The sequence below is a fragment of the Microbacterium sp. MRS-1 genome (assembly GCF_000585455.1).
GTDB lineage: Bacteria > Actinomycetota > Actinomycetes > Actinomycetales > Microbacteriaceae > Microbacterium > Microbacterium laevaniformans.
The window spans coordinates 98,422-121,755 of record NZ_JAUF01000030.1 but is presented as its reverse complement, the minus strand read 5'-3'; the positions used below and the strand labels follow the sequence as shown (position 1 = coordinate 121,755).

At 70.9% G+C, this 23,334-nt stretch carries 22 protein-coding genes; 14 read left to right on the top strand and 8 right to left on the bottom strand.

What is annotated here, in order from left to right; translation table 11 throughout:
• Positions 1 to 173: 173 nt before the first annotated feature.
• Together AS96_RS07220 and AS96_RS07215 are read left to right on the top strand one after the other, a co-directional pair.
• Complete coding sequence (locus AS96_RS07220; RefSeq protein WP_036287565.1) at positions 174 to 986, top strand: Cof-type HAD-IIB family hydrolase; 813 nt, start codon at positions 174 to 176, stop codon at positions 984 to 986.
• Positions 987 to 1,012: 26 nt separating this feature from the next.
• The gene (locus tag AS96_RS07215) at positions 1,013 to 1,843 is read left to right on the top strand and encodes an aldo/keto reductase (protein ID WP_036287562.1); all 831 of its coding nucleotides are present in this window, start codon (positions 1,013 to 1,015) and stop codon (positions 1,841 to 1,843) included.
• Between the two features lie 114 nt (positions 1,844 to 1,957).
• Here the strand turns inward: AS96_RS07215 and AS96_RS07210 are convergent, their stop codons facing one another.
• Genes AS96_RS07210 through AS96_RS07195 form a run of 4 tightly spaced genes read right to left on the bottom strand, consistent with a single transcriptional unit; the run spans position 1,958 to position 4,303 of the window.
• Positions 1,958 to 2,260 (bottom strand): hypothetical protein, encoded by a 303-nt coding sequence (locus AS96_RS07210; RefSeq protein WP_051498785.1) that lies wholly within the window; start codon positions 2,258 to 2,260, stop codon positions 1,958 to 1,960.
• Positions 2,261 to 2,282: 22 nt separating this feature from the next.
• On the bottom strand, positions 2,283 to 2,501 hold the full coding sequence (locus AS96_RS07205) for a hypothetical protein (RefSeq protein ID WP_036287559.1): 219 nt from the start codon (positions 2,499 to 2,501) through the stop codon (positions 2,283 to 2,285).
• A gap of 39 nt (positions 2,502 to 2,540) precedes the next feature.
• Positions 2,541 to 3,509, bottom strand: coding sequence for a DNA-3-methyladenine glycosylase family protein (locus AS96_RS07200; protein ID WP_036287545.1), 969 nt, complete (start codon positions 3,507 to 3,509; stop codon positions 2,541 to 2,543).
• 56 nt (positions 3,510 to 3,565) lie between these two features.
• Entirely contained in the window at positions 3,566 to 4,303 is a 738-nt protein-coding gene (locus AS96_RS07195) for a winged helix-turn-helix domain-containing protein (RefSeq protein ID WP_036287543.1), read from the bottom strand.
• Between the two features lie 403 nt (positions 4,304 to 4,706).
• On the opposite strand from AS96_RS07195, the gene AS96_RS07190 reads away from it, so the two are divergent.
• The 3 genes from AS96_RS07190 to AS96_RS07180 all read left to right on the top strand — a co-directional run bounded on the left by AS96_RS07190 (position 4,707) and on the right by AS96_RS07180 (position 6,044).
• The gene (locus AS96_RS07190; RefSeq protein WP_036287540.1) at positions 4,707 to 5,288 is read left to right on the top strand and encodes a toxin; all 582 of its coding nucleotides are present in this window, start codon (positions 4,707 to 4,709) and stop codon (positions 5,286 to 5,288) included.
• A 56-nt stretch (positions 5,289 to 5,344) separates the two neighbouring features.
• Positions 5,345 to 5,656 carry a GNAT family N-acetyltransferase gene (locus tag AS96_RS07185; RefSeq protein ID WP_036287537.1) on the top strand — a complete coding sequence of 104 codons (312 nt, stop codon included), beginning with the start codon at positions 5,345 to 5,347 and terminating at the stop codon, positions 5,654 to 5,656.
• Positions 5,657 to 5,753: 97 nt separating this feature from the next.
• Positions 5,754 to 6,044 (top strand): hypothetical protein, encoded by a 291-nt coding sequence (locus tag AS96_RS07180; RefSeq protein ID WP_036287533.1) that lies wholly within the window; start codon positions 5,754 to 5,756, stop codon positions 6,042 to 6,044.
• Between the two features lie 30 nt (positions 6,045 to 6,074).
• Here AS96_RS07180 and AS96_RS15695 read toward each other — a convergent pair whose 3' ends face one another.
• Entirely contained in the window at positions 6,075 to 6,587 is a 513-nt protein-coding gene (locus AS96_RS15695) for an alpha/beta fold hydrolase (RefSeq protein WP_231477153.1), read from the bottom strand.
• A gap of 16 nt (positions 6,588 to 6,603) precedes the next feature.
• On the opposite strand from AS96_RS15695, the gene AS96_RS15690 reads away from it, so the two are divergent.
• The 4 genes from AS96_RS15690 to AS96_RS07160 all read left to right on the top strand — a co-directional run bounded on the left by AS96_RS15690 (position 6,604) and on the right by AS96_RS07160 (position 12,871).
• The gene (locus AS96_RS15690) at positions 6,604 to 6,930 is read left to right on the top strand and encodes a hypothetical protein (protein WP_231477151.1); all 327 of its coding nucleotides are present in this window, start codon (positions 6,604 to 6,606) and stop codon (positions 6,928 to 6,930) included.
• A 189-nt stretch (positions 6,931 to 7,119) separates the two neighbouring features.
• Entirely contained in the window at positions 7,120 to 8,586 is a 1,467-nt protein-coding gene (locus AS96_RS07170; protein WP_036287530.1) for an MFS transporter, read from the top strand.
• Positions 8,587 to 8,639: 53 nt separating this feature from the next.
• Positions 8,640 to 9,788 carry an exonuclease SbcCD subunit D gene (locus AS96_RS07165; protein ID WP_036287527.1) on the top strand — a complete coding sequence of 383 codons (1,149 nt, stop codon included), beginning with the start codon at positions 8,640 to 8,642 and terminating at the stop codon, positions 9,786 to 9,788.
• Complete coding sequence (locus tag AS96_RS07160) at positions 9,785 to 12,871, top strand: AAA family ATPase (protein WP_036287524.1); 3,087 nt, start codon at positions 9,785 to 9,787, stop codon at positions 12,869 to 12,871. Before AS96_RS07165 ends, AS96_RS07160 begins: the two co-directional genes overlap by 4 nt.
• 1 nt (position 12,872) lies before the next feature.
• Here the strand turns inward: AS96_RS07160 and AS96_RS07155 are convergent, their stop codons facing one another.
• Positions 12,873 to 13,841 carry a hypothetical protein gene (locus AS96_RS07155; RefSeq protein ID WP_036287522.1) on the bottom strand — a complete coding sequence of 323 codons (969 nt, stop codon included), beginning with the start codon at positions 13,839 to 13,841 and terminating at the stop codon, positions 12,873 to 12,875.
• A gap of 231 nt (positions 13,842 to 14,072) precedes the next feature.
• On the opposite strand from AS96_RS07155, the gene AS96_RS07150 reads away from it, so the two are divergent.
• Positions 14,073 to 14,660, top strand: a complete 588-nt coding sequence (locus tag AS96_RS07150; RefSeq protein WP_036287519.1) for a hypothetical protein — start codon at positions 14,073 to 14,075, stop codon at positions 14,658 to 14,660.
• An 88-nt stretch (positions 14,661 to 14,748) separates the two neighbouring features.
• Here AS96_RS07150 and AS96_RS07145 read toward each other — a convergent pair whose 3' ends face one another.
• Positions 14,749 to 16,818, bottom strand: a complete 2,070-nt coding sequence (locus tag AS96_RS07145) for an NAD(+) synthase (RefSeq protein ID WP_036287516.1) — start codon at positions 16,816 to 16,818, stop codon at positions 14,749 to 14,751.
• Between the two features lie 75 nt (positions 16,819 to 16,893).
• On the opposite strand from AS96_RS07145, the gene AS96_RS07140 reads away from it, so the two are divergent.
• The 3 genes from AS96_RS07140 (at position 16,894) to AS96_RS07130 (ending at position 22,138) form a co-directional block, all read left to right on the top strand.
• Positions 16,894 to 20,457, top strand: a complete 3,564-nt coding sequence (locus AS96_RS07140) for a TM0106 family RecB-like putative nuclease (RefSeq protein ID WP_036287513.1) — start codon at positions 16,894 to 16,896, stop codon at positions 20,455 to 20,457.
• A gap of 78 nt (positions 20,458 to 20,535) precedes the next feature.
• Entirely contained in the window at positions 20,536 to 20,835 is a 300-nt protein-coding gene (locus AS96_RS07135; RefSeq protein ID WP_036287605.1) for a DUF3467 domain-containing protein, read from the top strand.
• Between the two features lie 301 nt (positions 20,836 to 21,136).
• A complete protein-coding gene (locus AS96_RS07130; RefSeq protein ID WP_036287510.1) occupies positions 21,137 to 22,138 on the top strand; it encodes a magnesium and cobalt transport protein CorA in 1,002 nt (333 codons plus the stop codon).
• Between the two features lie 70 nt (positions 22,139 to 22,208).
• Here the strand turns inward: AS96_RS07130 and upp are convergent, their stop codons facing one another.
• Positions 22,209 to 22,841, bottom strand: a complete 633-nt coding sequence (gene upp, locus AS96_RS07125) for a uracil phosphoribosyltransferase (protein WP_036287507.1) — start codon at positions 22,839 to 22,841, stop codon at positions 22,209 to 22,211.
• Between the two features lie 22 nt (positions 22,842 to 22,863).
• On the opposite strand from upp, the gene tadA reads away from it, so the two are divergent.
• Complete coding sequence (tadA, locus tag AS96_RS07120; protein ID WP_036287504.1) at positions 22,864 to 23,331, top strand: tRNA adenosine(34) deaminase TadA; 468 nt, start codon at positions 22,864 to 22,866, stop codon at positions 23,329 to 23,331.
• Positions 23,332 to 23,334: the final 3 nt, after the last annotated feature.

The window sequence follows — 23,334 nt, the reverse complement described above, 5'->3', positions numbered from 1 at the left end:
AACCCACATCCTGCCCGGAGGTCTTCGCCTACCTCACCCGTTCACAACCTCCCGGGGAAGTACAGCTAGGGCGCGCCACCGCACGCACGCAGGGGAGTGGTCCCCCGAACCGGGGTGGGGTTATCCCGACCGGCCGGCCGCGGCACCGCGCGCCCGTGCGGGAGGATGGAGGAATGAGCGTCCGCGACATCCGCCTGATCGCCGTCGACATGGACGGGACGCTGCTGCGGCCCGACGGATCGGTGCCCGACGGACTCTGGCCGCTGCTGGACCGGCTGCGCGAGCGCGGCATCGCGTTCGCCCCGGCCAGCGGTCGTCAGCTGGCGACGCTGCAGCAGACGTTCGCCGCCGTCGACGGCGAGCTCGACTACATCGCCGAAAACGGCGCGTATGTGGTCCGCGGCGACGTCGAGGTCAGCTCCGACGCGGTGGATCCGGCGGTCGCGGCATCCGTCGTCTCGCGCCTGCGCGACGCTGTCGCGGCGGGGACCCTTCGCGCCGGGCTCGTGCTGTGCGGCAAGAGGTCGGCGTACGTCGAGGACACCGCTCCTCGCTTCCTCGCGGAGGTCGAGAAGTACTACGCGCGTCGGGAGGTCGTGGCCGATCTGCTCACCGTGGACGATCAGATCCTCAAGCTCGCGATCTACGACCTCGACGGCGGAGAGGAGCACTCCGCGCCCGCCTTCGCCGATCTCGCCGAGACCCACCGGGTCGTCGTCTCCGGTCACCACTGGGTCGACATCATGAACGCGACCGTCAACAAGGGGGTCGCGCTGCGGGCGCTGCAGGATGCGCTCGGTGTGACGGCCGAGCAGACCGCCGCGTTCGGCGACTACCTCAACGATCTCGAGATGCTCGGTGCCGCGCACTGGTCGTACGCCATGGCCGACGCCCACCCGGATGTCGCGGCCGTCGCGCGGTTCCGGGCGCCCTCGAATGCGGATGCCGGGGTGCTGAGCGTCATCGAGGAGTTGATCGCACGGTGATCATCCGCCGGGCGTAGCGTGGAGGCATGGTCAAGATCCCCACGGTCACCCTGAACGACGGCACGTCCTTTCCCGAGCTCGGATTCGGCACCTACAAGCTGCAGGGTGAGGACGGTGTCGCCGCGATCGAGGCGGCCATCGGCGCGGGCTATCGCCTGCTCGACTCGGCCGTGAACTACGAGAACGAGACCGAGGTCGGCGAGGCGGTCCGCCGCAGCGGCATCCGCGACGAGCTCATCGTGACGACGAAGGTCCCGGGCCGCGACCACGGCTACGACCAGGCGATCCGCAGCGCCCACGCCTCCCTTGAGCGTCTCGGCCTGGAGCGCATCGATCTCTACCTCATCCACTGGCCGAACCCCAGCGTCGGCCGCTACGTCGAGACCTTCCGTGCCATGATCGATCTGCAGAGCGACGGTGCGGTCGGCTCGGTCGGTGTTTCGAACTTCACGGAGCAGATGCTCACCCGACTGATCGAGGAGACGGGCGTGACCCCGGCCGTCAACCAGGTCGAGATGCATCCGTACTTCCCTCAGGCAGCGCTGCGCGCCTTTCACGCCGCTCACGGCATCCGCACCGAGAGCTGGAGCCCGCTGGCGCGGCGCAGCGAGCTGCTCGCCGAGCAGGTGGTCGCCGATGTCGCCGCCGCGCACGGGGTCACGCCCACCCAGGCCGTGCTGCGCTGGCACACCCAGCTCGGCTCGACCCCGATCCCGAAGTCGGCGACGCCGGCGCGTCAGCGTGAGAATGCGGATGTCTTCGGCTTCACGTTGACCGACGACGAGATGGCGGCACTCAGCTCCCTGGAGCGGGGTCGTCTGTGGGGCGGGGATCCCGAGACGCACGAGGAGATGTGAGCGCCCGCGCGAGCAGGCGGTCGCATCCCACGAAGACATAGCCGACCGCGACGAGCCCCACGGTCAGCCCGCCGATCCACAACGCGACGCCGCCGACCCCGTGTTTCGCGACGTTCATGAACGGGTACGGCACGCTCGTGCCGCCCGCGAGCCGGCCCCGACCGCGCTGTAGGTGTACGCGAACGCGACATACGCGAACGGGATGAGCACCCACAGCAGCGGGTCGTGGCGGCGCAGATGACCCTTGGGGACGAACAGCGCCCAGTCGAGGATCGGCGTGACGATGTGGACGAGATCGTCGGTGAGCCAGTTGGGACTCGCCGTCCACAGCCCCGACACGCGGGCGATGCCGATCACGATCACGAGCGCCGCCACGGCGCGGTAGCCGAAGGCGAGGATGCGTGAGCGCGCGATCATTCGCTCATGTGAGGGCTCACGCTCACAGTTGCGCGCCGTCGTCCCACGGGTCCTCGAGCTCAGGCGTGCGTCCGCGCCACGATTCGTACGCGATGAGCCAGCCGATCGAGACGATCACGGCCAACAGCACGCCGAGCAGCACGTTCTGCATGATGAGTCCGAACAGCACTCCCGCGCCGAGCAGCACCACGGTTCCGATCAACCAGCCGATGCGGCCGCGTGGCCATCCTCTGTGGGTCATGGCACCAGCGTAGAAGGTCGGCCCGGGATCGCCGCCCGATCACCGCCCGCGGTGGTCCTCCGGTGCGAAGCGGGGACCGCGGCGCGGTTCGAGCCGGCCGCTCAGGCCGATCAGTCTGATCACGCGCTGGCGGTGCCCGCGCCAGGGCTCCAGCAGCTCGAGCATCCCGTCGTCGTCGACGCGGCGACCGGTCAGGGCGTAGCCCACCTGGTGGGAGAGGTGGTAGTCGCCGATGCTGACGGCATCGGGATCGCCGAAGGTGCGGATGCGCATCTCCGCGCTGGTCCACGCCCCGATGCCGCGGAGGCTCGTCACGGCGCGGTCGGCGGATGCCGGGTCGCGAGCGGCCCGCTCGATCGAGGCGCGCCGGGCGGCCGCCTGCACGATCGTCTGCGACTGCGGCGGTTCGAGTCCGGCGCGGTGCCACGTCCAGCTCGGGATGAGATGCCAGTCGGCCGGCGGGGCGAACATCGGCCGGGGCGTCGGGCCGGGTGCGCGCTCGCCGCACCAGGTGAGGATCATCCGCCAGGCGCCGAAGGCCTGCAGCCCCGTCACCTTCTGCTCGAACACGGCGCTGATCAGCGCGTCGAAGACGAGGTCGGTGCGACCGAGCCGCAGATCGCCGTGCCGGTGATGGGTATCGGAGATGAGCGGATGCCGGTGGGGTTCGAAACCGTCGGGGTCGTCGTCGGCGCCGCACAGTCGCGGCAGCTGCTCCAGCGCCCAGGCGGCGCCGGTACCCCAGGCCGCGGCACGGACGCGGTCGCGTTCGATGCGCAACGCCAGGGTCGCGACACCCGCGGGCGTGCGCGTGGCCCGCCAGATCACGCCCTGGTGCTCGAGCTGCGACGGATCATGCGCGCCGCGCTGCTGCGGTCGTACGGCGCGCGCGACGTCGGTGAGCACGCGCGGCCGGTACTCGCTTTCGATCGGCCGCGGCGACGGAGGACGCGGGTCGCGCGTCGCCGGCGGCACCGTGCGCGGCGGCATCCTCTCCCGCGTGCTCATGCCGTCACCCTATGTCAGGGCCTCCGACATCACGACGCGAGTGGCGTGGACGCGGATCAGAAACGGTCGGGCGAGGGTGTGCCGTGGCCGTAGCGGATGACGACATCGGCGTGGCGGTCGAAGCGGTATCCGATGCCGCGGACAGTGCGGACGATGTCCTCATAACGGCCGAGCTTGGAGCGCAGGCGCCGCACGTGCACGTCGATCGTGCGTTCACCGGGTGCCTCGTCGGCGTCCGCGTGGCTCCACAGCGACGAGACGAGCTCGGTGCGCTCGATGGTGCGGCCCTCACGGAGCACGAGATACTGCAGCAACTCGAACTCCTTGAACGTGAGCTGCGCGGTCTCGCCCTCGATGTGCACGCGGCGGCGGGAGATGTCGATCGTCACCCCTCCGGGCACGTGGTCGTCCTCCGGCTCGTCCTGCTTCGTGCGGGCGACGGCGCTCGGCTCGTGGAGCGCGAGGCGCACGACGTCGACGTCGCGGCCGCCGGCGGACGCGGGCGCCAGGGCGACGGTGGCATAGGTCTCGGCGTGGGGGGCGAGTTCGCCGAGCGTGCGGCGCAGAGCTTCGACGAGCGTGGAGAGCGAGACGCCGTCTGCCGCCGCCTTCGCCTCGTCGATGCCGACGTAGAGAGCGAAGCCGCGCGGCGCGGTGCCGACCGGGACGGTGCCGGCGGCGGGGGTCGCCGTGCTCGCGGCCGGGGCGGCCACGGCGGGACGCTGCGGCACGTCGGAGACTGCGCGCAGGTGACGGACGGGAGCGGGCGAGGCGAGAAGAGCGGTGTTCGACACGGGAATGTCCTTCGGGGCGGAACCCGGGGCGTGCGGCCCAGGAGCGGGTTCGGGTGTGTGTTGCGTGAGGCCCGGTGCGAGATCAGCATCGGATGGGATGCGAGGGCCTGTGCGAGACAGCCGGCGTTCGCGTTGTGCGCGGCGCGGTGCTCGGGGGGTGGCAGCCGGCTGACGGAGGTCGGTCAGCGACGGCGGGCGCACCCGGCGGGGTTCACCGTCAGTGGCACATTCGGCAACACATGGCAACGCGCGGCATCATCATGATGCCGGCATGTCCGTTCGCCTCCAGGGCGGACAGAGTGCGTGCGTTGTCAGTCATGGGCCTGATTATGACGAATCGCGTCGTGATGTGTCAAACCGCACGGATGCCGCCGTCACAAGATGACGGAATGTGACAGAGTGCATGGTCGTGAACGCCCCGACGACGCCGCCCGCCCGCATCCGCATCGTCGGGACCTCGGGCTCGGGCAAGTCGCGGCTGGCGGAGGACGTCGCGGCGCGGATGCATATCGCCCGGCTCGAACTGGACGCTGTGTTCTGGGATGCGGGGTGGACCTATCGCAACCTCGAGGAGGCTCGGGGACGCGTGCGAGCGTTCCTCGCCGCGCACCCCGAGGGGTGGGTCGCGGACGGCAACTGGAACTCACGGCTGGGCGGTCTCATGGAGCCTGGTACCGCCGGCGGGGCCGACGTCGTGGTGTGGGTCGACCACCCGCGTCGCGTCGTGATGTGGCGGGTGCTCCGGCGAACCCTTCGTCGCGGCATCCTGCGCGAAGAGCTCTGGCACGGCAACCGCGAGCGCGTGCGCTCGTGGCTGAAGTGGAAGCCGGAGGACAACATCATCCGCTGGGCCTGGACGAGCTATCCGGGCATGCGCCGGCGGATGGAGGCACGGATCGCCGCGGGCGACCCCGTGCTGCGGCTGCGGGGCCAGCGCGAGGTCGACGACTGGGTGCGCTCGCTTGCCGCCGGTCCCGCGGCGTAGCCCCGCACCCGTCCCATCCCCACCCCGCCCCCTGCGCCCCGGCGTAGCGTAGAGATATGACAGAAACCTCCGACGAGCTGTCGTTCAGCAACGAGCCCGACGCGTCGCGCTACACGCTGCGCCGAGGGGAGCAGATCGTGAGCGCGCTGGACTACCGCGACGACGGCCGTACCGTCGCGATGACGCGGGCGTACACCGTGCCGACTTTCCGGGGTCACGGCTACGCGGCAGAGGTCGTCTCCCGGGCCGTCGACGACGTCGCCGCTCGAGGCGATCGCGTCATCAGCCCGGTGTGCTGGTATGTCGCCGACTGGTTCGCGGCGCATCCCGAGCGCCGGTCGCTGCTGGCGCCGCCGCGGACCGCCTGAGTCGTCATCGCCTACCTCCTCGGCGCCGGCGCCGTCAAGGGTCTGGTCGGTCGCCGCGCGGCCCCGCACGGTGGGACGACCGACGTGAGGAGAGCCCATGAGCACCGAGCGAGACGAACTCCCGGACGCCGTGATCGATGCCGAGCCGTCGGGAGGCGGGGAGAGCGCGCCGACGCAGGACGAGCCCCGTCTCGAGCTTCATGAGACATCGGATCAGGAGCGCTTGGACGGACTGATCGCCCAGCTGCGCGCCGACGTCGGTGGGCAGAACGCCGCCACCGTCGACGAGGCCGTTCGCGGTCGCCTCGCCGAGACGGGGGTTCCCGCCGAGGAGGAGGTCATCCTCGCGCTGATCGCTGAGCTCGCCGCGGACGAGTCCGCGGACTGAGCGCACGCGGCGGGCGCCTGTCGACGCGCGTCACTTCTCTGACAGCCACCGGCGCAGTTCGCGGGCCGTCGGTCCTGCCGTGCGGATGAGAGTCTCATGACGGTGGCCCTCGACGACGAACGCACGTGAGTTCGGGATCGCGCCGACCACCTCGTCGAACCACTCGCGCGGAACGACGACGTCGAGTTCTCCCCGCACCACGAGGGTGGGCGCCGACACCCGTGCGTAGACGCCCTCGGGCCGGTGGCTGAGCATCGCCCGCATCTTGCGCCTCAGGTGCGGTCCGGCCCGCACGTACTCGCGGGCGCCGAGCAGCAGCACCTTCGGGCTCTCGCCCCACAGATCCCGCCCCAGGCGCCAGAGCCGGCGGAGCGCGCGGCGGTGATGGCGGTCGACGGTGGGGGCGACCAGGACGAGCCGGTCGACCGTGTCGGGGTGTCGGACGGCGGTCTCGGTGACGACCTGCGTGCCCATCGAATGCCCGAGCAGGACGACCGGGCCGCGTCCCAGATGACGAAGATACGCCGCGACGAGGTCGGCCATCCGCTCGATCGTCGGCGTGCGCGTCGGCTCGGGGGGCGTCACCGTAGCCAGGCAGGTCCAGTGCCACGACGAGCGCCTCGTCCTCGAGGCGCTGCACCAGGTCTCCGAACACCTTGCGACCCATGCCGATCCCGTGCACCAGCACCACGGTGCGGACGGACGCGGCATCGCCTCGGCGCTCCGCCACGATGCTCGCGCCGCCGTGTGCGAAGACCTCGATGCGCCCGTCATCGGTCGGTACGCCCGTGATCTCGTCGATCGCGCGATCGACGGCATCCGTCAGCTGCGAGACCGGACCCCGGCGCGGCCTCGCTGGCCACGAGCGGTCAGAGCCCGGTGCTGATCACGGCGGCGAGCATGCTCGCAGCGCTGCTGCTGGTGGCCGGAGCCGTCCTGCTGATCGGACGCCGCCGCATCCGAAACGGCTGAGTCCGCACCCACCGCGACGGGCGGCTCGGAGACGGTCTCCGAGCCCCCCGTCCGCTGTGTCGTGGGACGGTGGCCACGCGTGAGGGGGCGATAACGTGGACGGATGACCAGTCCGGGTACCGCGAGCATCTCCCTCAACGGCGGGCAGCGCTGGCGCGCGTTCTGGGTCTGCGTATCCGTCGCGGCGCTCACGATCCTCGATCTGAGCAAGGTGAACGTCGCGCTGCCCTCGATCGAGAAGGCGCTGGGGGCCGGTTCGACCCAGCTGCAGATCGTCGTCTCCGGCTACGTGCTCATGTTCGGTCTCGCGCTCGTGCCCTTCGGGCGGCTCGGCGATCAACGCTCGCGCAAAGCCCTGTTCCTCGTCGGGTTGAGCCTGTTCCTCGTCACCAGTGTCGTCTGCGCCCTGGCGCCCACGATCGAGGTGCTGATCGCTGCCCGCCTCGTCCAGGGCCTCGCCGCCGGCATCCAGATGCCGCAGGTGCTGGGAACCATCCAGCAGATCTTCGTCGGCAAGGAGCGCGGTCGCGCCTTCGGACTGTTCGGAGCCACGATCGGTGTCGCCACTGCGATCGGCCCCACCTTCGGTGGCCTGATGATCGCCGTCGGCGGGGTGCAGGACGGCTGGCGGTGGATCTTCTGGATCAACGTGCCGCTGTGTGCACTGGTCATCGCCGGCGTGCTGGGCCTGCTCCCGCGAACGCGTCGATCGACGCCCGGTCGCCTGCAGCTGGACCCCGTCGGCCTCATGCTGCTCGCGTTCACGATCGTGACCCTCATGTGGCCCTTCCTCTTCACGACCGGCGCCCCGACCGACGATCCCCGCCGGTGGTGGAGCCTCGTTCTCTTCGTCGTCTTCGTGAGCGCGTTCACCTGGTGGGAGCGGCGGTACGCGGCATCCGGTCGTTCACCTCTCGTGCCGTTCTCCCTCTTCTCGATCTCGTCGTTCCGCAACGGCACCCTCGTCGTGACCACCTACTTCACGGCGATCCCGGCGATGTTCCTGCTGACCACGCTGTTCCTGCAGATCGGCATCGGCACCGAGCCCGTCTTCGCCGGCATGGTGTCCATCGGCTTCGCCGTGGCCAGCGCCATCACCGCGTGGTTCGGCGGCTCGCTCGTCGGCAAACTCGGCCGCCCGCTCGTGGTCGGCGGGCTGATCGTGGTGCTCGTGAGCGTCGTCGCGCTCGCGATCGTCGCGTACACGGTGCCGGCCGGAGTCGTGGAGTACGCCATGGCGGGGGTCATGGTCCTCGCCGGTGTCGGCGCCGGCTTCGTCGTCGCGCCGAACCAGACGCTCACCCTCGCCGAGATCCCGACGCGCGAGGGGGGCCTCGCCGGTTCGGTCGGCCAGCTCGGCCAGCGCGTCGGCACGGCAGTGGGCACCGCGATCGGGCTCTCGCTGTTCTACTCGACGGTCTATCGCGAGAAGGACGGCGGGGGCGACGCGCTCGCGGTCTTCCACGATGCGTACGCCTACGGCATGGTGGCCGTCGGCGTCTTCCTGGGCATCGCGCTGCTGCTGGGGGTCATCGACCTCGGCGCGCGGCGCAGAGCGGCCCAGGACTGAGCCCACCCGCGGGCCTTCCGTGCGATGTCGGCGGCTGCGCCTACCGTGGAGCCATGCGCATCCTGCATACCTCGGACTGGCACATCGGGCGGACCTTCCACGGTCATTCGACGCTCGACGCGCTGCGGGGTGTGCTCGAGACGCTCACCGAACAGGTCCGCACCCACGCGGTCGACGTCGTCATCGTGGCCGGCGACGTCTTCGATTCCGCGACGCCGGCCGCCGCCTGCTACACGCTGCTGTCCGAGACGCTGCGGGCACTGGCCGACACCGGCGCGCAGGTCATCGTCACCAGCGGCAACCACGACTCCGCGGCGCGGCTCGGCTTCCAGGCGGCGCTGCTGCGCGACGGCATCCACGTGCGCACCGACCCGGCGGCGATCGGCGAGCCGATCACGGTGTCGGACGAGCACGGTCCGGTGCACTTCTACGGCATCCCCTTCCTCGAACCCGCCCTCGTGCGTGCAGTGTGGCCCGGGGTGCGTACGCAGGCCGATGCGCTTCGCCGTGCGATGGACGTCGTCCGCGTCGACCACGCCTCCCGCGGCGGACGGACGGTGGCGATCGCGCACTGCTTCGCGGCCGGCGTCGAGCCCACCCCGCACCTCGAGCGCGATATCCAGCAGGGCGGACTCGACGTCGTCCCGCTGTCGGTCTTCGACGGTGTGGACTACGTCGCCCTCGGTCACATCCACGGTCGCCAGAAGCTGGCTGAGCATGTGCGCTACGCCGGCGCGCCGCTGCACTACAGCTTCGGTGAAGGGCACAAGCCGCGCGGGTCGTGGCTCATCGAGATGGATGCCGAGGGAGCGTCGGAGGCGGTGTGGGTCGAGCTGCCGGTTCCTCGACGCCTCATCACCCTGCGCGGGCCGTTCGAGGAGATCCTGGCGGCGACCTCGTCCGACGATGCTCGCGACGCGTGGGTCAGCGTCGAGTACACCGATGATCTTCCGGTGCGCGATCCGCTGCGTCGGCTGCAGCAGCGCTTTCCGTACTGCGCAAAGGTCGTGCACGTGCCGGACGTCGCACGCCACAGCGATGGGCGGGGCTACACCGATCGTGTCCGGGCCGCACGCAGCGACCTCGAGCTGTTCGATGCGTTCCTGTCACATGTGCGTGACGGCGAGGGGCTGACGGAGCGAGAGCGCGAGGTGCTGCGTGACGTGCTCGAGGAGCGCGTCGTCGTCGAGGCGTTGGCATGAAGCTCCACCGTTTGGAGCTCACCGGCTTCGGGCCCTTCCGTGAGACGCAGGTCGTCGACTTCGACGCGTTCGATGCCGACGGACTCTTCCTGATCTCCGGGCGCACCGGCACCGGCAAATCGAGCATTCTCGACGGGGTCAGCTTCGCCCTGTATGGCAGCGTGCCTCGCTATGACGGCGGGGAGAAGCGTCTGCGCAGCGACCACGCGGATCTCTCCGACCCGACCGAGGTGCGATTGGAATTCACCGTCGGCGCGCGACGCTGGCGCGTGACGCGGGCGCCGGAATACGACCGCCCCGCCAAGCGCGGGGGCGGATTGACGACGGAGCCGCCGCGGGCGGAGCTGGAGGAGCTGGTCGAGGGAAGGTGGGTCGGGCGCGCGGCGAAACCGCGCACGGTCGGCGAGGCTCTCGGCGAGATCCTCGGTCTGAACGCGCAGCAGTTCCAGCAGGTGATCCTTCTGGCGCAGAACAAGTTCTCGCGGTTTCTGCTCGCCTCCGGTGAGGAGCGCCAGGGCCTGCTGCGCACGCTCTTCGGTACGCGTCGATTCGAGCAGTACCGTGATGAGCTCGATAGCCGGCGCCGAGAGGCGGAGACGGCTCTGGCCGCTGTCGACTCACGTGCGCGCACGCTCGTCGAGGAGGGTGAGAGGCTGGCCCGAGCTCACGATCTCGATATCCGCGAGGCGCAGGACGGCGCCGGCGACCTCGCTGACGAGCACGCGGGCGGATCGGAGCTTGCAGCGCACCCCGACCCTCGGCGCGCGGATCCCGCGCCGGCGCCCGTGGCGACCCGTCGCGAGGATCTCGCGCGGGCGCACCGCCGCGCGCGGTACCGCGTCGAACAGGCGGAGTTCGCGCGCACGGCGACCGAGGAGCGTTTCGCCGCCGCGGCCGCTGCGCACGCCGCGGTCGTGGCCGCCGCGGCGCGCGCGCAGGAGCGACAGACGCTGCGCCACCGCCTCGGTGAACTCGAGGCCCGCGCCGACGAGATCGCACGTGCGCGCCGCCGGCTGGATGGCGGGCGTGCCGCCGCGGTGCTGCGCGCCCCTCTCGACTCTCTCGAGCGTGCCGAGCGCGCTGCGGCGGCGGCGGCGCACGACGCCGACACGGCTCGGGATCGGTGGCGTGCGGGCCGCACGGACGCTTCAGCCGATGCCGCTCGCGCGGTCGAGCAGCTCACCGGTGATCTCGCCCGGTGGGAGATCGCAGCCGCTCAGGAGCGGGACCTCGTCGCGCGTCGGGTCGAGCACGAGGCTGCGATCGCCGCGATCGTGGCGCGCGAGCACGACCTCGCGGACATCGATGACCGCCGCGCCGCCCGTCCCGCCGAGCGTGCCCAGATCGACGCCGAGATCGCCGCCGTGTCGGTCGCCGCGGCGCGTCTCGACGATCTGCGTGCCGAACACCTGCGTCTGCGCGAGGTCGTCGCTGCGGCCCACCGTGCCGACGACCTCGCGGCCGCGCTCGCCGCGGCCGAGGCTGCGTACGCGACGGCGCTGACGGACTCCGAGGCCGCCTCGGCTGCGCTCGGTGCGCTGCTGCGTCGACGTGTCGCCGGCGTCGCGGCGGACCTTGCGGCCGCGCTCGTTCCCGGGGAGCCGTGCCCGGTCTGTGGCTCCACCGAGCATCCCCACCCCTCGCCGCCCGCCGACGAGCCCGTCACCGATGACCTGCTGGTGGCGGCCGAGCGCGCGCGAGACGAGGCGTCCGTCGCCGAGGCCGACGCGCGCAAGCGTGCCGGTCTCGCACGGGAAGCTGTCGCTGCGGCCCGCATCGCCGCCGGCGGCCTCGACGGAGCCGAGGCCGAGGAGAGGCTCGCCGCCACGTCCGCGGCGCAGGCCGAGGCCGAGCGTGCGGCCGCGGAACTCGCCGGCCTCTCGCAGCGCCGCGCGCGTGCCGAGCAGGCCGCCGCGGCCGACGACGAGCGGCGCGCGGCGTGCGTCGAACAACTTGCGACGGCGCGCGAGCGTGCCCGCGCGGCCGAGTCCGACATCTCCCGCCTCGACGCGGTCGTCACCGCGGCGCGCGGGTCGTTCGCGACGGTGGCGGCGAGAATCGACGCCGTCGCCGAGGAGCGCGATCGGGCGCGCGCGGTCGTCGTGGCTGATGCCGCACGTGATGAGCGCGCTCGTGCGCACCTCGACGCCCGACAGGAACTCGACGCGCTGCTCGCGGCCTCCGGTTTCGACGATCTCGACGCGGCCCGGGCGGCGCTCATCTCCGACGAGGAGATCGAGGGGATCGACATCGCGATCGCCGACCATGCGGCGCAGCTGTCGGCGACGCGCTCTCGACTTCTCGAACTCGAACTCGACGCCGGCGGCGATGACCCCTCGGCCCACGACGTCGACGTTTCTCGCGATGCCGTCGAGCTCGCCGATGCCGCGCGCACCGATGCGATCTCCGCTCACGCCGGCGCCGTCCGCACGGCCGAGGCGCTCCAGGATCTGCTGCAGCAGGTCGACCGTGCCCTGGCGGAGGTGCAGGAGAGCGCCGACGAGGCCGCCGCCGTGATCCGTCTGGCCGACAGTGTGGCCGGGCGGGCGCCGAACACGATGCGGATGGACCTCGAGACCTTCGTGCTGGCCGCCGAACTGGAGGAGATCGTCGCGGCCGCCAACGTGCGTCTGGCGGAGATGTCGTCGGGACGCTACACCCTGCACCACTCCGACGCCCGTGCCGCGCGCGGGCGCGCGTCGGGCCTGGGCCTCGACGTGCTCGACGCGCACACCGGCCGGCGGCGTCCGCCGCAGTCCCTGTCGGGCGGCGAGACCTTTCTCGCCTCGCTCGCCCTCGCGCTCGGTCTTGGAGAGGTCGTCACGGCCCGGGCCGGCGGCATCCGTCTGGACACGCTCTTCGTCGACGAAGGCTTCGGATCGCTCGACCCCGAGACACTCGAACTCGCGCTGCGGACTCTCGACGACCTGCGGGCGGGCGGGCGTACCGTCGGTGTCATCAGCCACGTCGAGGCGATGAAGGAGCAGCTGCCGGCCCAGCTGCTGGTCGCATCGACGCCGGAGGGCCCGAGCGTCATCCATCAGGATGCCGCTCGAGCCCCCGTGGTCAAACGCGCGCGGTGACCTACTGCAGGTAGGTGCGGGCAGAGGTCAGGATCTCACCGTAGAGGGTTCGCAGCAGGTCGGCGGAGCTCTCGTCGGCTCCCACGCTGGTGATCGTCTGCTGCACGAGGTCGTCGATTCCCGCCTCGCCGGTCGTGAGCAGCGTCTCGCCGATAAGGATCAGCGTTTCGTCGGGGAGGACCTGCTCGATGATCTCGGGCGTCGCCGTCGGGTCGACCTCCGTGAGGATCTGGTTGACCTTCGGGCGGACATCGGCGATGAACTGCTGCTGCGCCGCCGACTCCGTCGCCGTTGCAGAATCGTCGCCCTCGCCGGGCAGGATGTCGCCGGGGCTGACCTCGACGGAGGGGATGGGCGTCGGGGTGCTCATCATCTCGTCGATCGATGAGCCCGCCGAGGAGACGCCGACGAGGATGATCGACCAGATGAGAGCGAACGAGCCGATCGTCGCGCCCACCAGCGACAGCACGAGGGCCGTGATGCTGAGGGGCTTTCCGCCGTAGCGCTTGCCCGCGAGCCCGACGATGGAGAAGATGAAGCCCGCCAGCAGCAGCAGACCGCCGATCAGCACGGCCACCAGACCCACCCACGGCACCGGCACGATGCCGATGATGCTGAGGAGCGTGCCCCCGGCGGCGAGGCCGAGTGCCGTCCACGCGATGGCCTTCGAGCGCGTGTCGGGCACCGGCGGGCCCGAGGGTGCGAGGTACGGCGGGGTCGGCGCGCCGTAGGGGGCGGTGGGTGCGCCGTAGGGCACGGTGGGCTGGCCGGCCGCGGGCGGGAGAGGGGGCGCCGTCGGTGCGACGTAGGCATCCCCGTAGCCGCCGGTCGGGGCGGGTGCGGCAGGCGGGGCTGCGGGCGGGTAGACCTCGGTGGGGGTGGAGTCCACCGCGTCGGGAGCGACCGCGTCGGGGACGTCGGCGGCCGAGCCGTCCGGATCCTGAGGATTCGTGGGCGGGGGTGTCGACATCTGTTCTTCCTTCGTTTTGTCCGATCATCGCGGGGCCTGGTCCGGGAGACGTCGGCGTGGCGGCGGTATGTCGACCCTATCGACTCACGGTGACTTTGTTCTCGGTGAGCTGTCCGCGACGTTTCTCACGTCGCATCCGATGACCGCGACATGCCATCCTGAGACAGGATGGGAGCAGGCGGCATCCCGCCGGTGCGAGCACGCGGCGGGACGCCCGATGAAAGGGACGCCATGACACTCACCTCGGTTCTGCTCGACACTCCGCCCTCGGTGGCCGCGCGACTCGGCTGGGACCCGGCCACGACCGTCCACGATCGTCGCCGCATTCTCGCGAAGGAGCTCATTGCCGCTCGCCTCGGCTGTGACGTGAACGACATCCGTATCGAGCGCGAGGCGCCGCGCGGCTTCGGCTACCACACGCGCCTGATCGCCTCGCGTGACGGTGAGGAGCTGCCGATCGCCATCGTCACGGCGAGCTTCCGCGCCGCGACGATCGTCGCCATCTGCGACCCGGGCCTTCCGCTGGGCATCGACATCCGTGACATGACACCGGAACCCGCCGACATCCGCTTCATGCAGAAGCACTCGCACCTGTTCGACCCGGACAACATCCCCGACCTGCTCCAGCACTGGGTGCGGGTGCAGGCGGTGCTCGAGGCCGACGGTCGCGGGGTGCGCGTCGCGCCCGACAACGTGCGGCTGGACATGGGGCGGCTGAAGGGATGGATCCCGGACCGCAACATGAAGTACACGCTCGTCGACGCCTCGCGCGACAGCTGGGTGATCACGATCGCGATCGGAACCCTTCCCGCGGCCTGAGTCCCGTGTTCATCCGTCCCTTGCTGCCGCATCCGACGGGGTGAAGCGACCAGAGCGGACGGATGAACGCCGCGGGGCGCGGGTGGGCTCAGGCGGCCGGGAACGCGCGGTCGAGCTCGGCGAGCCACACCGCGGCGTTGCCGTCGCTGGGCGCTCGCCAGTCGCCGCGCGGCGAGAGCGACCCCGACGGAAGCACCTTCGGCCCGTTGGGGATCGCGGTGCGCTTGAACTGCGCGAAGCCGAAGTAGCGCGTCAGGAACACCCGCAGCCAGCGCACGATCGTCTCGCGGTCGTAACCGTAGCGGTCGGATGCCGGGAAGCCCGGCGGCCACGCACCGGCATCGGCGTCGCGCCAGGCGTGCTCCGCGAGGAAGACGATCTTCGACGGCCGGAAGCCGTAGCGCAGCACGTGGAACAGCGCGAAATCGTGCAGCGCATAAGGGCCGATGGTGTCCTCGGTCGATTGGACCTTGCCGTCCTGGCCCGCGGGCACCAGCTCGGGGCTGATCTCGGTGTCCAGCACCGCCTGCAGCACGTCCTTCGCCGCCGGCGACAGGCTCATGCCGTCGTCGGCGGCGTGGGCGATGACCCATCGGATGAGGTGCTGGATGAGTGTCTTGGGCACCCCGGCGTTCACCGCGTAGTGGCTCATCTGGTCACCGACGCCGTAGGTGGCCCATCCCAGGGCGAGCTCCGACAGGTCGGAGGTGCCCACGACGAATCCGCCGTTCTGATTCGCGAGTCGGAACAGGAAGTCGGTGCGCGCCCCGGCCTGCACGTTCTCGAACGTCACGTCGTACACGGGCTCGCCGTTCGCGAAGGGGTGTCCGATGCCCGTCAGCAGCTCGGTGGCCATCGGCCGGATGTCGATCGTCTGGATCGATGCGCCGATCGCTTCGGCGAGGGCGATGGCGTTCGACTTCGTGTGATCGCTCGTCGCGAATCCCGGCATCGTGTAGGCGAGGATGTCGCTGCGCGGGCGACCCATGCGGTCCATCGCCCGCGCGACGACGAGGAGGGCGTGCGTCGAATCGAGGCCGCCGGAGACGCCGATCACGGGCTTCGGTGACCCGATCGCGCGCATCCGCTGCTCGAGCGCGGACACCTGGATGTTGAACGCTTCGTAGCAGTCCTGGTCGAGTCGTGCCGGGTCGTCGGGCACGAAGGGGAAGCGGTCGAGCGGGCGACGCAGCCCGATGTCGGATGCCGGGGGATCGACCGTGAATGCCACCGTGCGCATCGGCGCCGCTGCCGGTGCAACCGCGCGGCGGTTGTCGTCGAACGTGCCCTGGCGAAGGCGGTCCTGGCGGATGCGGTCGAGGTCGATGTCGGCGATGGCGCTGCGCGGGCCGTCCGGGAAGCGCTCGGTTTCGGCCAGGAGGGCGCCCGACTCGTAGATCATCGTCTGTCCGTCCCACGACACGTCGTTGGTCGACTCGCCCAGGCCCGCGGCCGCGTAGACGTAGGCGGCGATGCAGCGGAACGACTGAGACTTCGCGAGAAGGTGACGATCATCGGCCCGCGCGACGGTGATCGGGCTGCCGGAGAGGTTCAGGAGCACGGTCGCACCGGCGAGAGCGGCGGTGGACGACGGCGGCACGGGCACCCACATGTCCTCGCACACCTCCGCGTGGACCACCAGGCCCGGCACGTCGTCCGCGGCGAACAGCAGGTCGGTGCCGACGGGCACCTCCTGGCCGACCAGCACGGTGGATTCCGGGGCATCCGTTCCGGCCGCGTACCAGCGGGCCTCGTAGAACTCGCGATAGGTCGGCAGATAGCTCTTCGGTGCGACGCCGAGCACGCGGCCGCCGTGGATGATCACCGCGCAGTTGTAGAGGCGTGGCCCCAGCCGCAGCGGTGCGCCGACGACCAGCAGCGGACGCAGCTGCTGCGAGGCCGAGACGAGGGTGGCGATGGCGGCGTGGACGGCGTCGAGCACGGCATCCTGCATCACGAGGTCGTCGATGGCGTATCCGGTCAGGCAGAGCTCCGGGAAGACGGCGACGGCGACGGCATCGTCGCTGAGCGCGCGGGCCGCGTCGATGACCGCCTCGGCGTTTCGCGCCGGGTCGGCGATCGCGACGGGGATCGTACAGGCGGCGACCCGGGCGAACCCGTGCCGATAGACGCTCTCGAACGGCAGGTTCTCGCTCACCCCTCCAGTCTGGCAGGTGCGCCGGCGCTGGGCGATGTCGGCGGCGCCGACTAGCGTCGAAGGCGGAAGGGTGACATGCGATACATCGAGGACACCGGCGACGGCGCGCGCATCGTCTGGAGCGCGAGCGATTTGAAAGCAGCCGCCGAGTGCGAGTTCGCGTGGCTGCGTGCGATCGACGCCAAGCTCGGACGGGTGCCGGCGGTCGTCGAACCCGAAGACCTCACCCTCGAGCGCGCCGGTCGGCTCGGCACCCAGCACGAGCTGCGCCAGCTGGAGGCCTACCGCGCGCAGTATCCCGGACGTGTCGTGGAACTGCCCGAGACGCGATCGTCGGATGCCGCGGCCGTCGCGGCTGCGGTGGCCGCGACGACGGCGGCGCTGGCCGACCCCGCCGTCGCGGTCATCTATCAGGCGGTGTTCGCCACCGAGGAGTTCGTCGGATTCGCCGACTTCCTCGTGCGCGACGACCCCGCTCGCCCCGCGGATACCGCCGCCAACCCGTGGGTCGTGCAGGACACCAAACTCGCGCGTCACGCACGCGTGACGGCGTTGATGCAGCTTGCGGCATATGCCGACCAGCTCGACCGGCTAGGAGTGCCGCGCAGCGGCCGGGTGGAGTTGCTGCTCGGCGACGGCACGACCTCGACGCACGCCGTCAGCGACCTCCTGCCCGTCTTCCGGTTGCGCAGGCAGCGACTGCGGGCGCTCGTCGCCGACCGCGACATCGCGGCGGGCGCCACGGGCGCTCCGATCGCGTGGGGAGACGACCGGGGTGAGCTCAGGATCGTGGCGTGCGGCCGATGCGCGACCTGCGATGCGGAGGTCGTCGCCCATCGCGACCTGCTGCTCGTCGCGGGGATGCGACCCGTGCAGCGTGACCGGCTGCGCGCCGCCGGCATCCATACCATCGACGACCTGGCCGCCGCGAGCGCGCCTCCCGAGCGGATGTCGGGTGACACGTTCGCCGGCCTGCGTACGCAGGCGCGCCTGCAGCTGGACAGCCCGGCGGGCGGCGTGGGGGAGACGGCAACCGCGGCCGCGCCGCCGGTGCCGACCTTCGAGGTGGTCTTTCCGAAGGCGATCGGAGCGCTGCCCCGGCCCGACCGCGGCGACCTCTTCTTCGACTTCGAGGGAGACCCGCTCTACACCGAAACCGCCGACGGGGTGGGAGCGATGTGGGGCATCGACTACCTGTTCGGCTGGGTCGATGACGACGAGCAATACGCGGCGCTGTGGGCGCATTCCTTTGCCGACGAGAAGCGGGCGCTCGAGGATTTCCTGGATGTGGTGGCGCTGCGCCGGCGCGCCCACCCCGGAATGCACATCTACCACTACGCGCCGTACGAACCGACGCATCTGCTGGCGATGGCCGCCCGCTACGGTGTGCGCGAGGCCGAGGTCGACACGCTGTTGCGTGAGGGCGTCTTCGTCGACCTCTACCCGATCGTCCGGCGCGCCCTTCGCGTGGGATCGCGCTCGTACTCGATCAAGAAGCTCGAGCCGCTCTACATGGGCGCCGAGGTGCGCACCAGCGACGTGCAGCGCGGCGACGACTCGATCGTCAAGTATGTCGAGGCGCGCGAGCTGATGGACGCGGGGGCGGATGCCGCGGGAGCGGCGATTCTCGACGATCTCGCCGACTACAACCGCTACGACTGCGTCTCGACCCGGCGCTTGCGCAACTGGCTGGTCGAGCGGGCCCGGGAGTCCAAGCTCCTGCCCTCGGCAGACGTCGACGCCGCAGAGCGTCCCTACGAACCCTCCCCGCGTGCCGATGCGCTCACGCGGATGGCGGGCGCTGCCGAGAGGGACGATGCCCCCGATGTGGCCGCGGTCACCGCGCTCAAGCTCGCCGCCGCGGCGATCGACTACTACCCCCGCGAGGCGAAGACCTTCTGGGCGACGCACTTCCTGCGGCTGCGTGAGCCCGTCTCGATCTGGGAGGACACCCGCGACGTCGTCGTCTTCGATCACGATCGGTGCCGAGTCCTGAGCGACTGGCACGTACCGGAGGGCGGACGCGTCCAGCGTCGCGTGATCGAGCTGCGCGGCGATCTCGCGCCGGGCACGAAGCTGTCCGCGGGGGGCGCGGTCTTCCTGCTGTACGAGCTGCCGACACCGTTCCCGGTCGACGCCAGCCCGCGATGGATCCACGCTGCACGTACGGTCCGCGTCGTCGACGTCCTCGATGACGGCATGGTCGTGGAGGAGAACTCCATTCAGGGGTTCACCTGGCAGGAGCTGCCGATCGCCTCCACACCGCCCGCGCCGCCGCAGGCCGGGTCGCAACAGGCGGCCATCGACCAGTGGGCCGACGCGATCATCCAGGCTGCGCCCCTGCACTCCGCAGCGTTCCCGTCCGACGCCGCGACCGATCTGCTGCTGCGCAGGGTTCCGCGCACGCGCTCGGGCGCGCTCGCCCGCGGTGAGGGCCTCGGCGACGCGGTCGACGAGATCGCCCGCGCGGTCGACGACCTCGACCGCAGCTATCTGGCCGTGCAGGGTCCGCCGGGCACCGGCAAGACCTATGTCGGCTCGCACGTGGTTGCACGGCTCGTCCGCGAGAAGGGATACCGCGTCGGTGTCGTGGCGCAGTCGCACGCGGTCGTGGAGAACATGCTCGCGCGCATCGTCGATGCGGGCGTGCCGGGTGAGCGCGTCGCGAAGGCGACGAAGGGCACGGCATCCGGCGCCGAGAGCTTCACCGTCATCGCGAAGGACGGCTACGCGGCGTTCGCCGCAGCCCACCCGGAGGGTTTCGTCATCGGGGGCACGGCGTGGGACCTGAGTCACGCCGGGCGCGTGCCCCGCGCGAGCCTGGACCTGCTCGTCATCGACGAAGCGGGACAGTTCTCGCTCGCCTCCACCATTGCGGTGTCGGTCGCGGCACCGCGTCTGCTGCTGCTCGGCGATCCGCAGCAGTTGCCGCAGGTGAGCCAGGGAACCCACCCCGAGCCGGTCGACACCTCCGCGCTCGGATGGGTGATGGACGGTGCCGCCGTCGTCCCTGACGACCGGGGCTTCTTCCTCGCGCAGACCCGGCGCATGCGCCCCGAGGTCGCCGGTCCCGTTTCCCAGCTCTCCTACGAGGGACGACTCGCTGCCCACCACTCCACCTCGGCTCGTCGCCTCGAGGGGGTCGCGGCCGGCGTCGTTCCGGTGGCGCTGACGCATGCGGGCAACGCCACGCAGTCGCCGGAGGAGGCCGACGCCGTCCTCGCCCTCGCCCGCGATCTGCTCGGTCGGGCCTGGACACCGTCCGCGCATGTGCCGCCGCGACCGCTCACGGCAGCGGATCTGATCGTCGTCACGCCGTACAACGCGCAGCAGGTGCTCGTCGAGTCCGTTCTGGCGGACGCCGGGCTCGGAGAGATCCCGGTCGGAACCGTCGACAAGTTCCAGGGCCAGGAGGCGGCCGTCGCGATCGTGTCGCTCGCGGCATCCAGCGGTCGTGATGCACCCCGAGGACTCGAGTTCCTGCTGCTGCAGAACCGTCTGAACGTGGCCGTCTCGCGAGCCGAGCACACCGCGTTCGTGGTGTACGGCACGGGCTTGCTCGACGACCTGCCCCGCACCCCCGACGGTGTCGCCCGGCTCAGCGCCTTCGCCCGTCTCGTCGGCGCGGACGCGCCGTAGACTCGGCGTACCGCTCGAGGCTCACCGGTCGCGTCCCGCCGGACGATGCCTCCGCGACGCGGCGAACAGGAGCGCGACATGAGCGATGAGATGCCCCGGCAGTTCGAGATCGATCTGCCGCCGGAGGCGATCGCCGGCAGCTTCGCCGACTTCGCCAACGTCTGGCACACGCCCGACGTCTTCGTGATGGATTTCGTCTCGCTCGTGCGGCCCCCGCAAGCCGGGGTGGATGCCGATGGCGCTCCCGTCACCGTCGTTCCCGGGCGGGTGGTGCAGCGGGTGCGCATCCCGCCGCAGCAGGTGTTCGAACTCGCGAAGGCGCTCACCCAGCAGCTGGAGTTCTGGGAACAGGAGACCGGACGACGCGCCGAAGCGTGAGGCAGCCCGTCTCCGCGGCCGCGCACGGTCGTGCCGGTGCGCGTCATCTTGGGGGGATATACTCCCGGAGGCTCGCCCCCGTGCATCCGATCACGACGAGCCGTGATCAGAGGCGGTGAGACACCATGGCAGACGATAGTAGGCGCGCCGCGGTGCTCGCCGCCGGCATCCTCTCGCTCTGAGGCCGGCGCACCCGCGGCGCTCTCGTGTGTGCCGCCCCGGCACGCACGGACGTGCGCGCGATCCTTCGCGCGTGCCCGCCTGCGGCGCCCGGCGACCGCGTGTCCTCGAGGAGAGACCCATGACCCTGATCGACAACGCCGTCTACAAGGACGGCGTGCGCGTCGCCACCCCCGCCTCGCTCGACGAGGCCTATGCCCTCCAGGAGGCGCACGCGGGTTTCGCGTGGATCGGCCTGTACCGTCCGTCGGACGAAGAGTTGGCATCGGTCGCGACGGAGTTCGAACTGCATCCCCTCGCCATCGAGGACGCGGCTCTGGGGCACCAGCGTTCGAAGGTCGAGCGGTACGGCGACACGCTGTTCGTCGTGCTGCGTCCCGCGCGCTACGACGACGAGCGCGAAGAGCTCGACATCGGCGAGCTGCATCTGTTCGTCGGCCCCGACTTCGTCATCACCATCCGTCACGCCGAATCGCCCGATCTCGGGGCCGTGCGGCGGCGCCTCGAACAGCAGCCGGAACTGCTGGCGCTGGGATCGGAAGCGGTGCTGTACGCCGTACTCGACCGTGTCGTCGACGAGTACGAGCCTCTGGTCGCCGGCATCGAAAACGACATCGACGAGATCGAGGACGACCTGTTCGGCGACGCGGACGACGATGCGCTGTCCCGCCGCATCTACGAGCTGTCGGGCGAGCTGAACCGCTTCGCGCGGGCCACGCACCCGCTCGTCCCGATCATCGAGTGGCTGCAGCGCGGCCACGACGCCTACCACGTCGACATCGAGTTGCAGCGGCGGCTGCGCGACGTCCGCGACCATGCCCTCCGCGTCACGGAGCGCATCGACGGTTTCCGTGCGGTGCTCGACAAGGCGCTCATCGTGCATTCCGCGCTCGTCTCGCGGCGCCAGACCGAGGTGAATCTGGCCCAGAACGAACAGGTGAAGAAGATCTCCTCGTGGGCGGCGATCATCTTCGCCCCGACGCTGATCGGCACGGTCTACGGCATGAACTTCGACGTCATGCCCGAACTGCACTGGGAGTACGGCTACCCCGTCGCTCTCGGCGTGATGGTGGCTTTCCCCACCGTGCTCTACCTGATCTTCAAGCGGCGGCGGTGGCTGTGAGCCTCGTTCGTCCGTCCCGTTACGTCACTCTCGGCATCCGATAGCGACGACACGGGGCGGATGAAGCCGCTCAGACGGTGCCGTAGAGGCGGTCGCCGGCGTCGCCGAGGCCGGGAACGATGTAGCCCTTCTCGTTGAGGCGCTCGTCGAGCGCACCGAGCACGAGGGTCACGTCGCGGTCCCCGACGAGCTCCTCGATCTTCGCGACGCCCTCGGGCGCGCCGAGGATGCAGATCGCGGTCACGTCCTGCGCGCCGCGGGCGAAGAGGAAGTCGATCGCCGCGCCGAGCGATCCACCGGTCGCGAGCATCGGGTCGAGAACGAAGCACTGGCGGTCGCTGAGGTCGTCTGGAAGGCGCTCGGCGTACGTGTAGGGCTGCAGGGTCTGCTCGTTGCGCGCCATGCCGAGGAAGCCGATCTCGGCGGTGGGCAGCAGCTTCACCATGCCGTCGAGCATGCCGAGGCCGGCGCGCAGGATCGGCACCACGAGGGGTCGCGGCTCGGAGATGCGCACCCCGGTCGTCGTCGTGACGGGCGTCTGGATCTCGACCTCTTCGACGCGCACGCTGCGGGTCGCCTCGTAGGCGAGCAGCGTCAGCAGCTCCTCGGTGAGCTGACGGAACACCGGCGACGGTGTGCGCTCGTCGCGCAGCACGGTCAGCTTGTGGGTGATGAGGGGGTGATCGGCAACGTGCACGCGCATGATCTCAGCCTACGCTGAAGGCATGAGCCTGCCCGTGCGTGCCGACGACGAGAACGCGCTGCGTCGCGCGCTCGCGCTCGCCGCCGAGGCCGCTGCCGCGGGCGAGATCCCGGTGGGTGCCGTCGTGAGGGATGCCGCGGGCACCGTGATCGGCGTCGGACGCAATCGGCGCGAGGCCACGGCCGATCCCACCGCCCACGCGGAGATCGTGGCGCTGCGCGAGGCCGCGGCATCCCTCGGCACCTGGAATCTGGAGGGGTGCACGCTGACGGTCACCCTCGAGCCGTGTCTGATGTGCGCGGGCGCGATCCTGCAGGCCCGCGTCGGCCGGGTCGTGTTCGGCGCGTGGGACGAGAAGGCGGGAGCTGCGGGATCGGTGTACGACGTGCTGCGTGACCGGCGGCTGCCGGTGCGGGCCGAGGTGGTCGGCGGCATCCTCGAGGACGACGCGCGCGCTCTGCTGCGCACCTTCTTCGACGCCCGTCGCTGACGA

What these genes read in the sequence shown, in the direction of transcription:
- AS96_RS07150 (WP_036287519.1), top strand. Translation starts at nt 14,073, where the DNA reads ATGACACTCACCTCGGTTCTGCTCGACACTCCGCCCTCGGTGGCCGCG.
- upp (WP_036287507.1), bottom strand. Translation starts at nt 22,841, where the DNA reads ATGCGCGTGCACGTTGCCGATCACCCCCTCATCACCCACAAGCTGACC.
- AS96_RS07180 (WP_036287533.1), top strand. Translation starts at nt 5,754, where the DNA reads ATGAGCACCGAGCGAGACGAACTCCCGGACGCCGTGATCGATGCCGAG.
- AS96_RS07200 (WP_036287545.1), bottom strand. Translation starts at nt 3,509, where the DNA reads ATGAGCACGCGGGAGAGGATGCCGCCGCGCACGGTGCCGCCGGCGACG.
- AS96_RS07205 (WP_036287559.1), bottom strand. Translation starts at nt 2,501, where the DNA reads ATGACCCACAGAGGATGGCCACGCGGCCGCATCGGCTGGTTGATCGGA.
- AS96_RS07165 (WP_036287527.1), top strand. Translation starts at nt 8,640, where the DNA reads ATGCGCATCCTGCATACCTCGGACTGGCACATCGGGCGGACCTTCCAC.
- AS96_RS07160 (WP_036287524.1), top strand. Translation starts at nt 9,785, where the DNA reads ATGAAGCTCCACCGTTTGGAGCTCACCGGCTTCGGGCCCTTCCGTGAG.
- AS96_RS07130 (WP_036287510.1), top strand. Translation starts at nt 21,137, where the DNA reads ATGACCCTGATCGACAACGCCGTCTACAAGGACGGCGTGCGCGTCGCC.
- AS96_RS07155 (WP_036287522.1), bottom strand. Translation starts at nt 13,841, where the DNA reads ATGTCGACACCCCCGCCCACGAATCCTCAGGATCCGGACGGCTCGGCC.
- AS96_RS07215 (WP_036287562.1), top strand. Translation starts at nt 1,013, where the DNA reads ATGGTCAAGATCCCCACGGTCACCCTGAACGACGGCACGTCCTTTCCC.
- AS96_RS07140 (WP_036287513.1), top strand. Translation starts at nt 16,894, where the DNA reads ATGCGATACATCGAGGACACCGGCGACGGCGCGCGCATCGTCTGGAGC.
- AS96_RS07170 (WP_036287530.1), top strand. Translation starts at nt 7,120, where the DNA reads ATGACCAGTCCGGGTACCGCGAGCATCTCCCTCAACGGCGGGCAGCGC.
- AS96_RS07185 (WP_036287537.1), top strand. Translation starts at nt 5,345, where the DNA reads ATGACAGAAACCTCCGACGAGCTGTCGTTCAGCAACGAGCCCGACGCG.
- AS96_RS07220 (WP_036287565.1), top strand. Translation starts at nt 174, where the DNA reads ATGAGCGTCCGCGACATCCGCCTGATCGCCGTCGACATGGACGGGACG.
- AS96_RS15695 (WP_231477153.1), bottom strand. Translation starts at nt 6,587, where the DNA reads ATGGCCGACCTCGTCGCGGCGTATCTTCGTCATCTGGGACGCGGCCCG.
- AS96_RS07190 (WP_036287540.1), top strand. Translation starts at nt 4,707, where the DNA reads ATGGTCGTGAACGCCCCGACGACGCCGCCCGCCCGCATCCGCATCGTC.
- AS96_RS07210 (WP_051498785.1), bottom strand. Translation starts at nt 2,260, where the DNA reads ATGATCGCGCGCTCACGCATCCTCGCCTTCGGCTACCGCGCCGTGGCG.
- tadA (WP_036287504.1), top strand. Translation starts at nt 22,864, where the DNA reads ATGAGCCTGCCCGTGCGTGCCGACGACGAGAACGCGCTGCGTCGCGCG.
- AS96_RS07135 (WP_036287605.1), top strand. Translation starts at nt 20,536, where the DNA reads ATGAGCGATGAGATGCCCCGGCAGTTCGAGATCGATCTGCCGCCGGAG.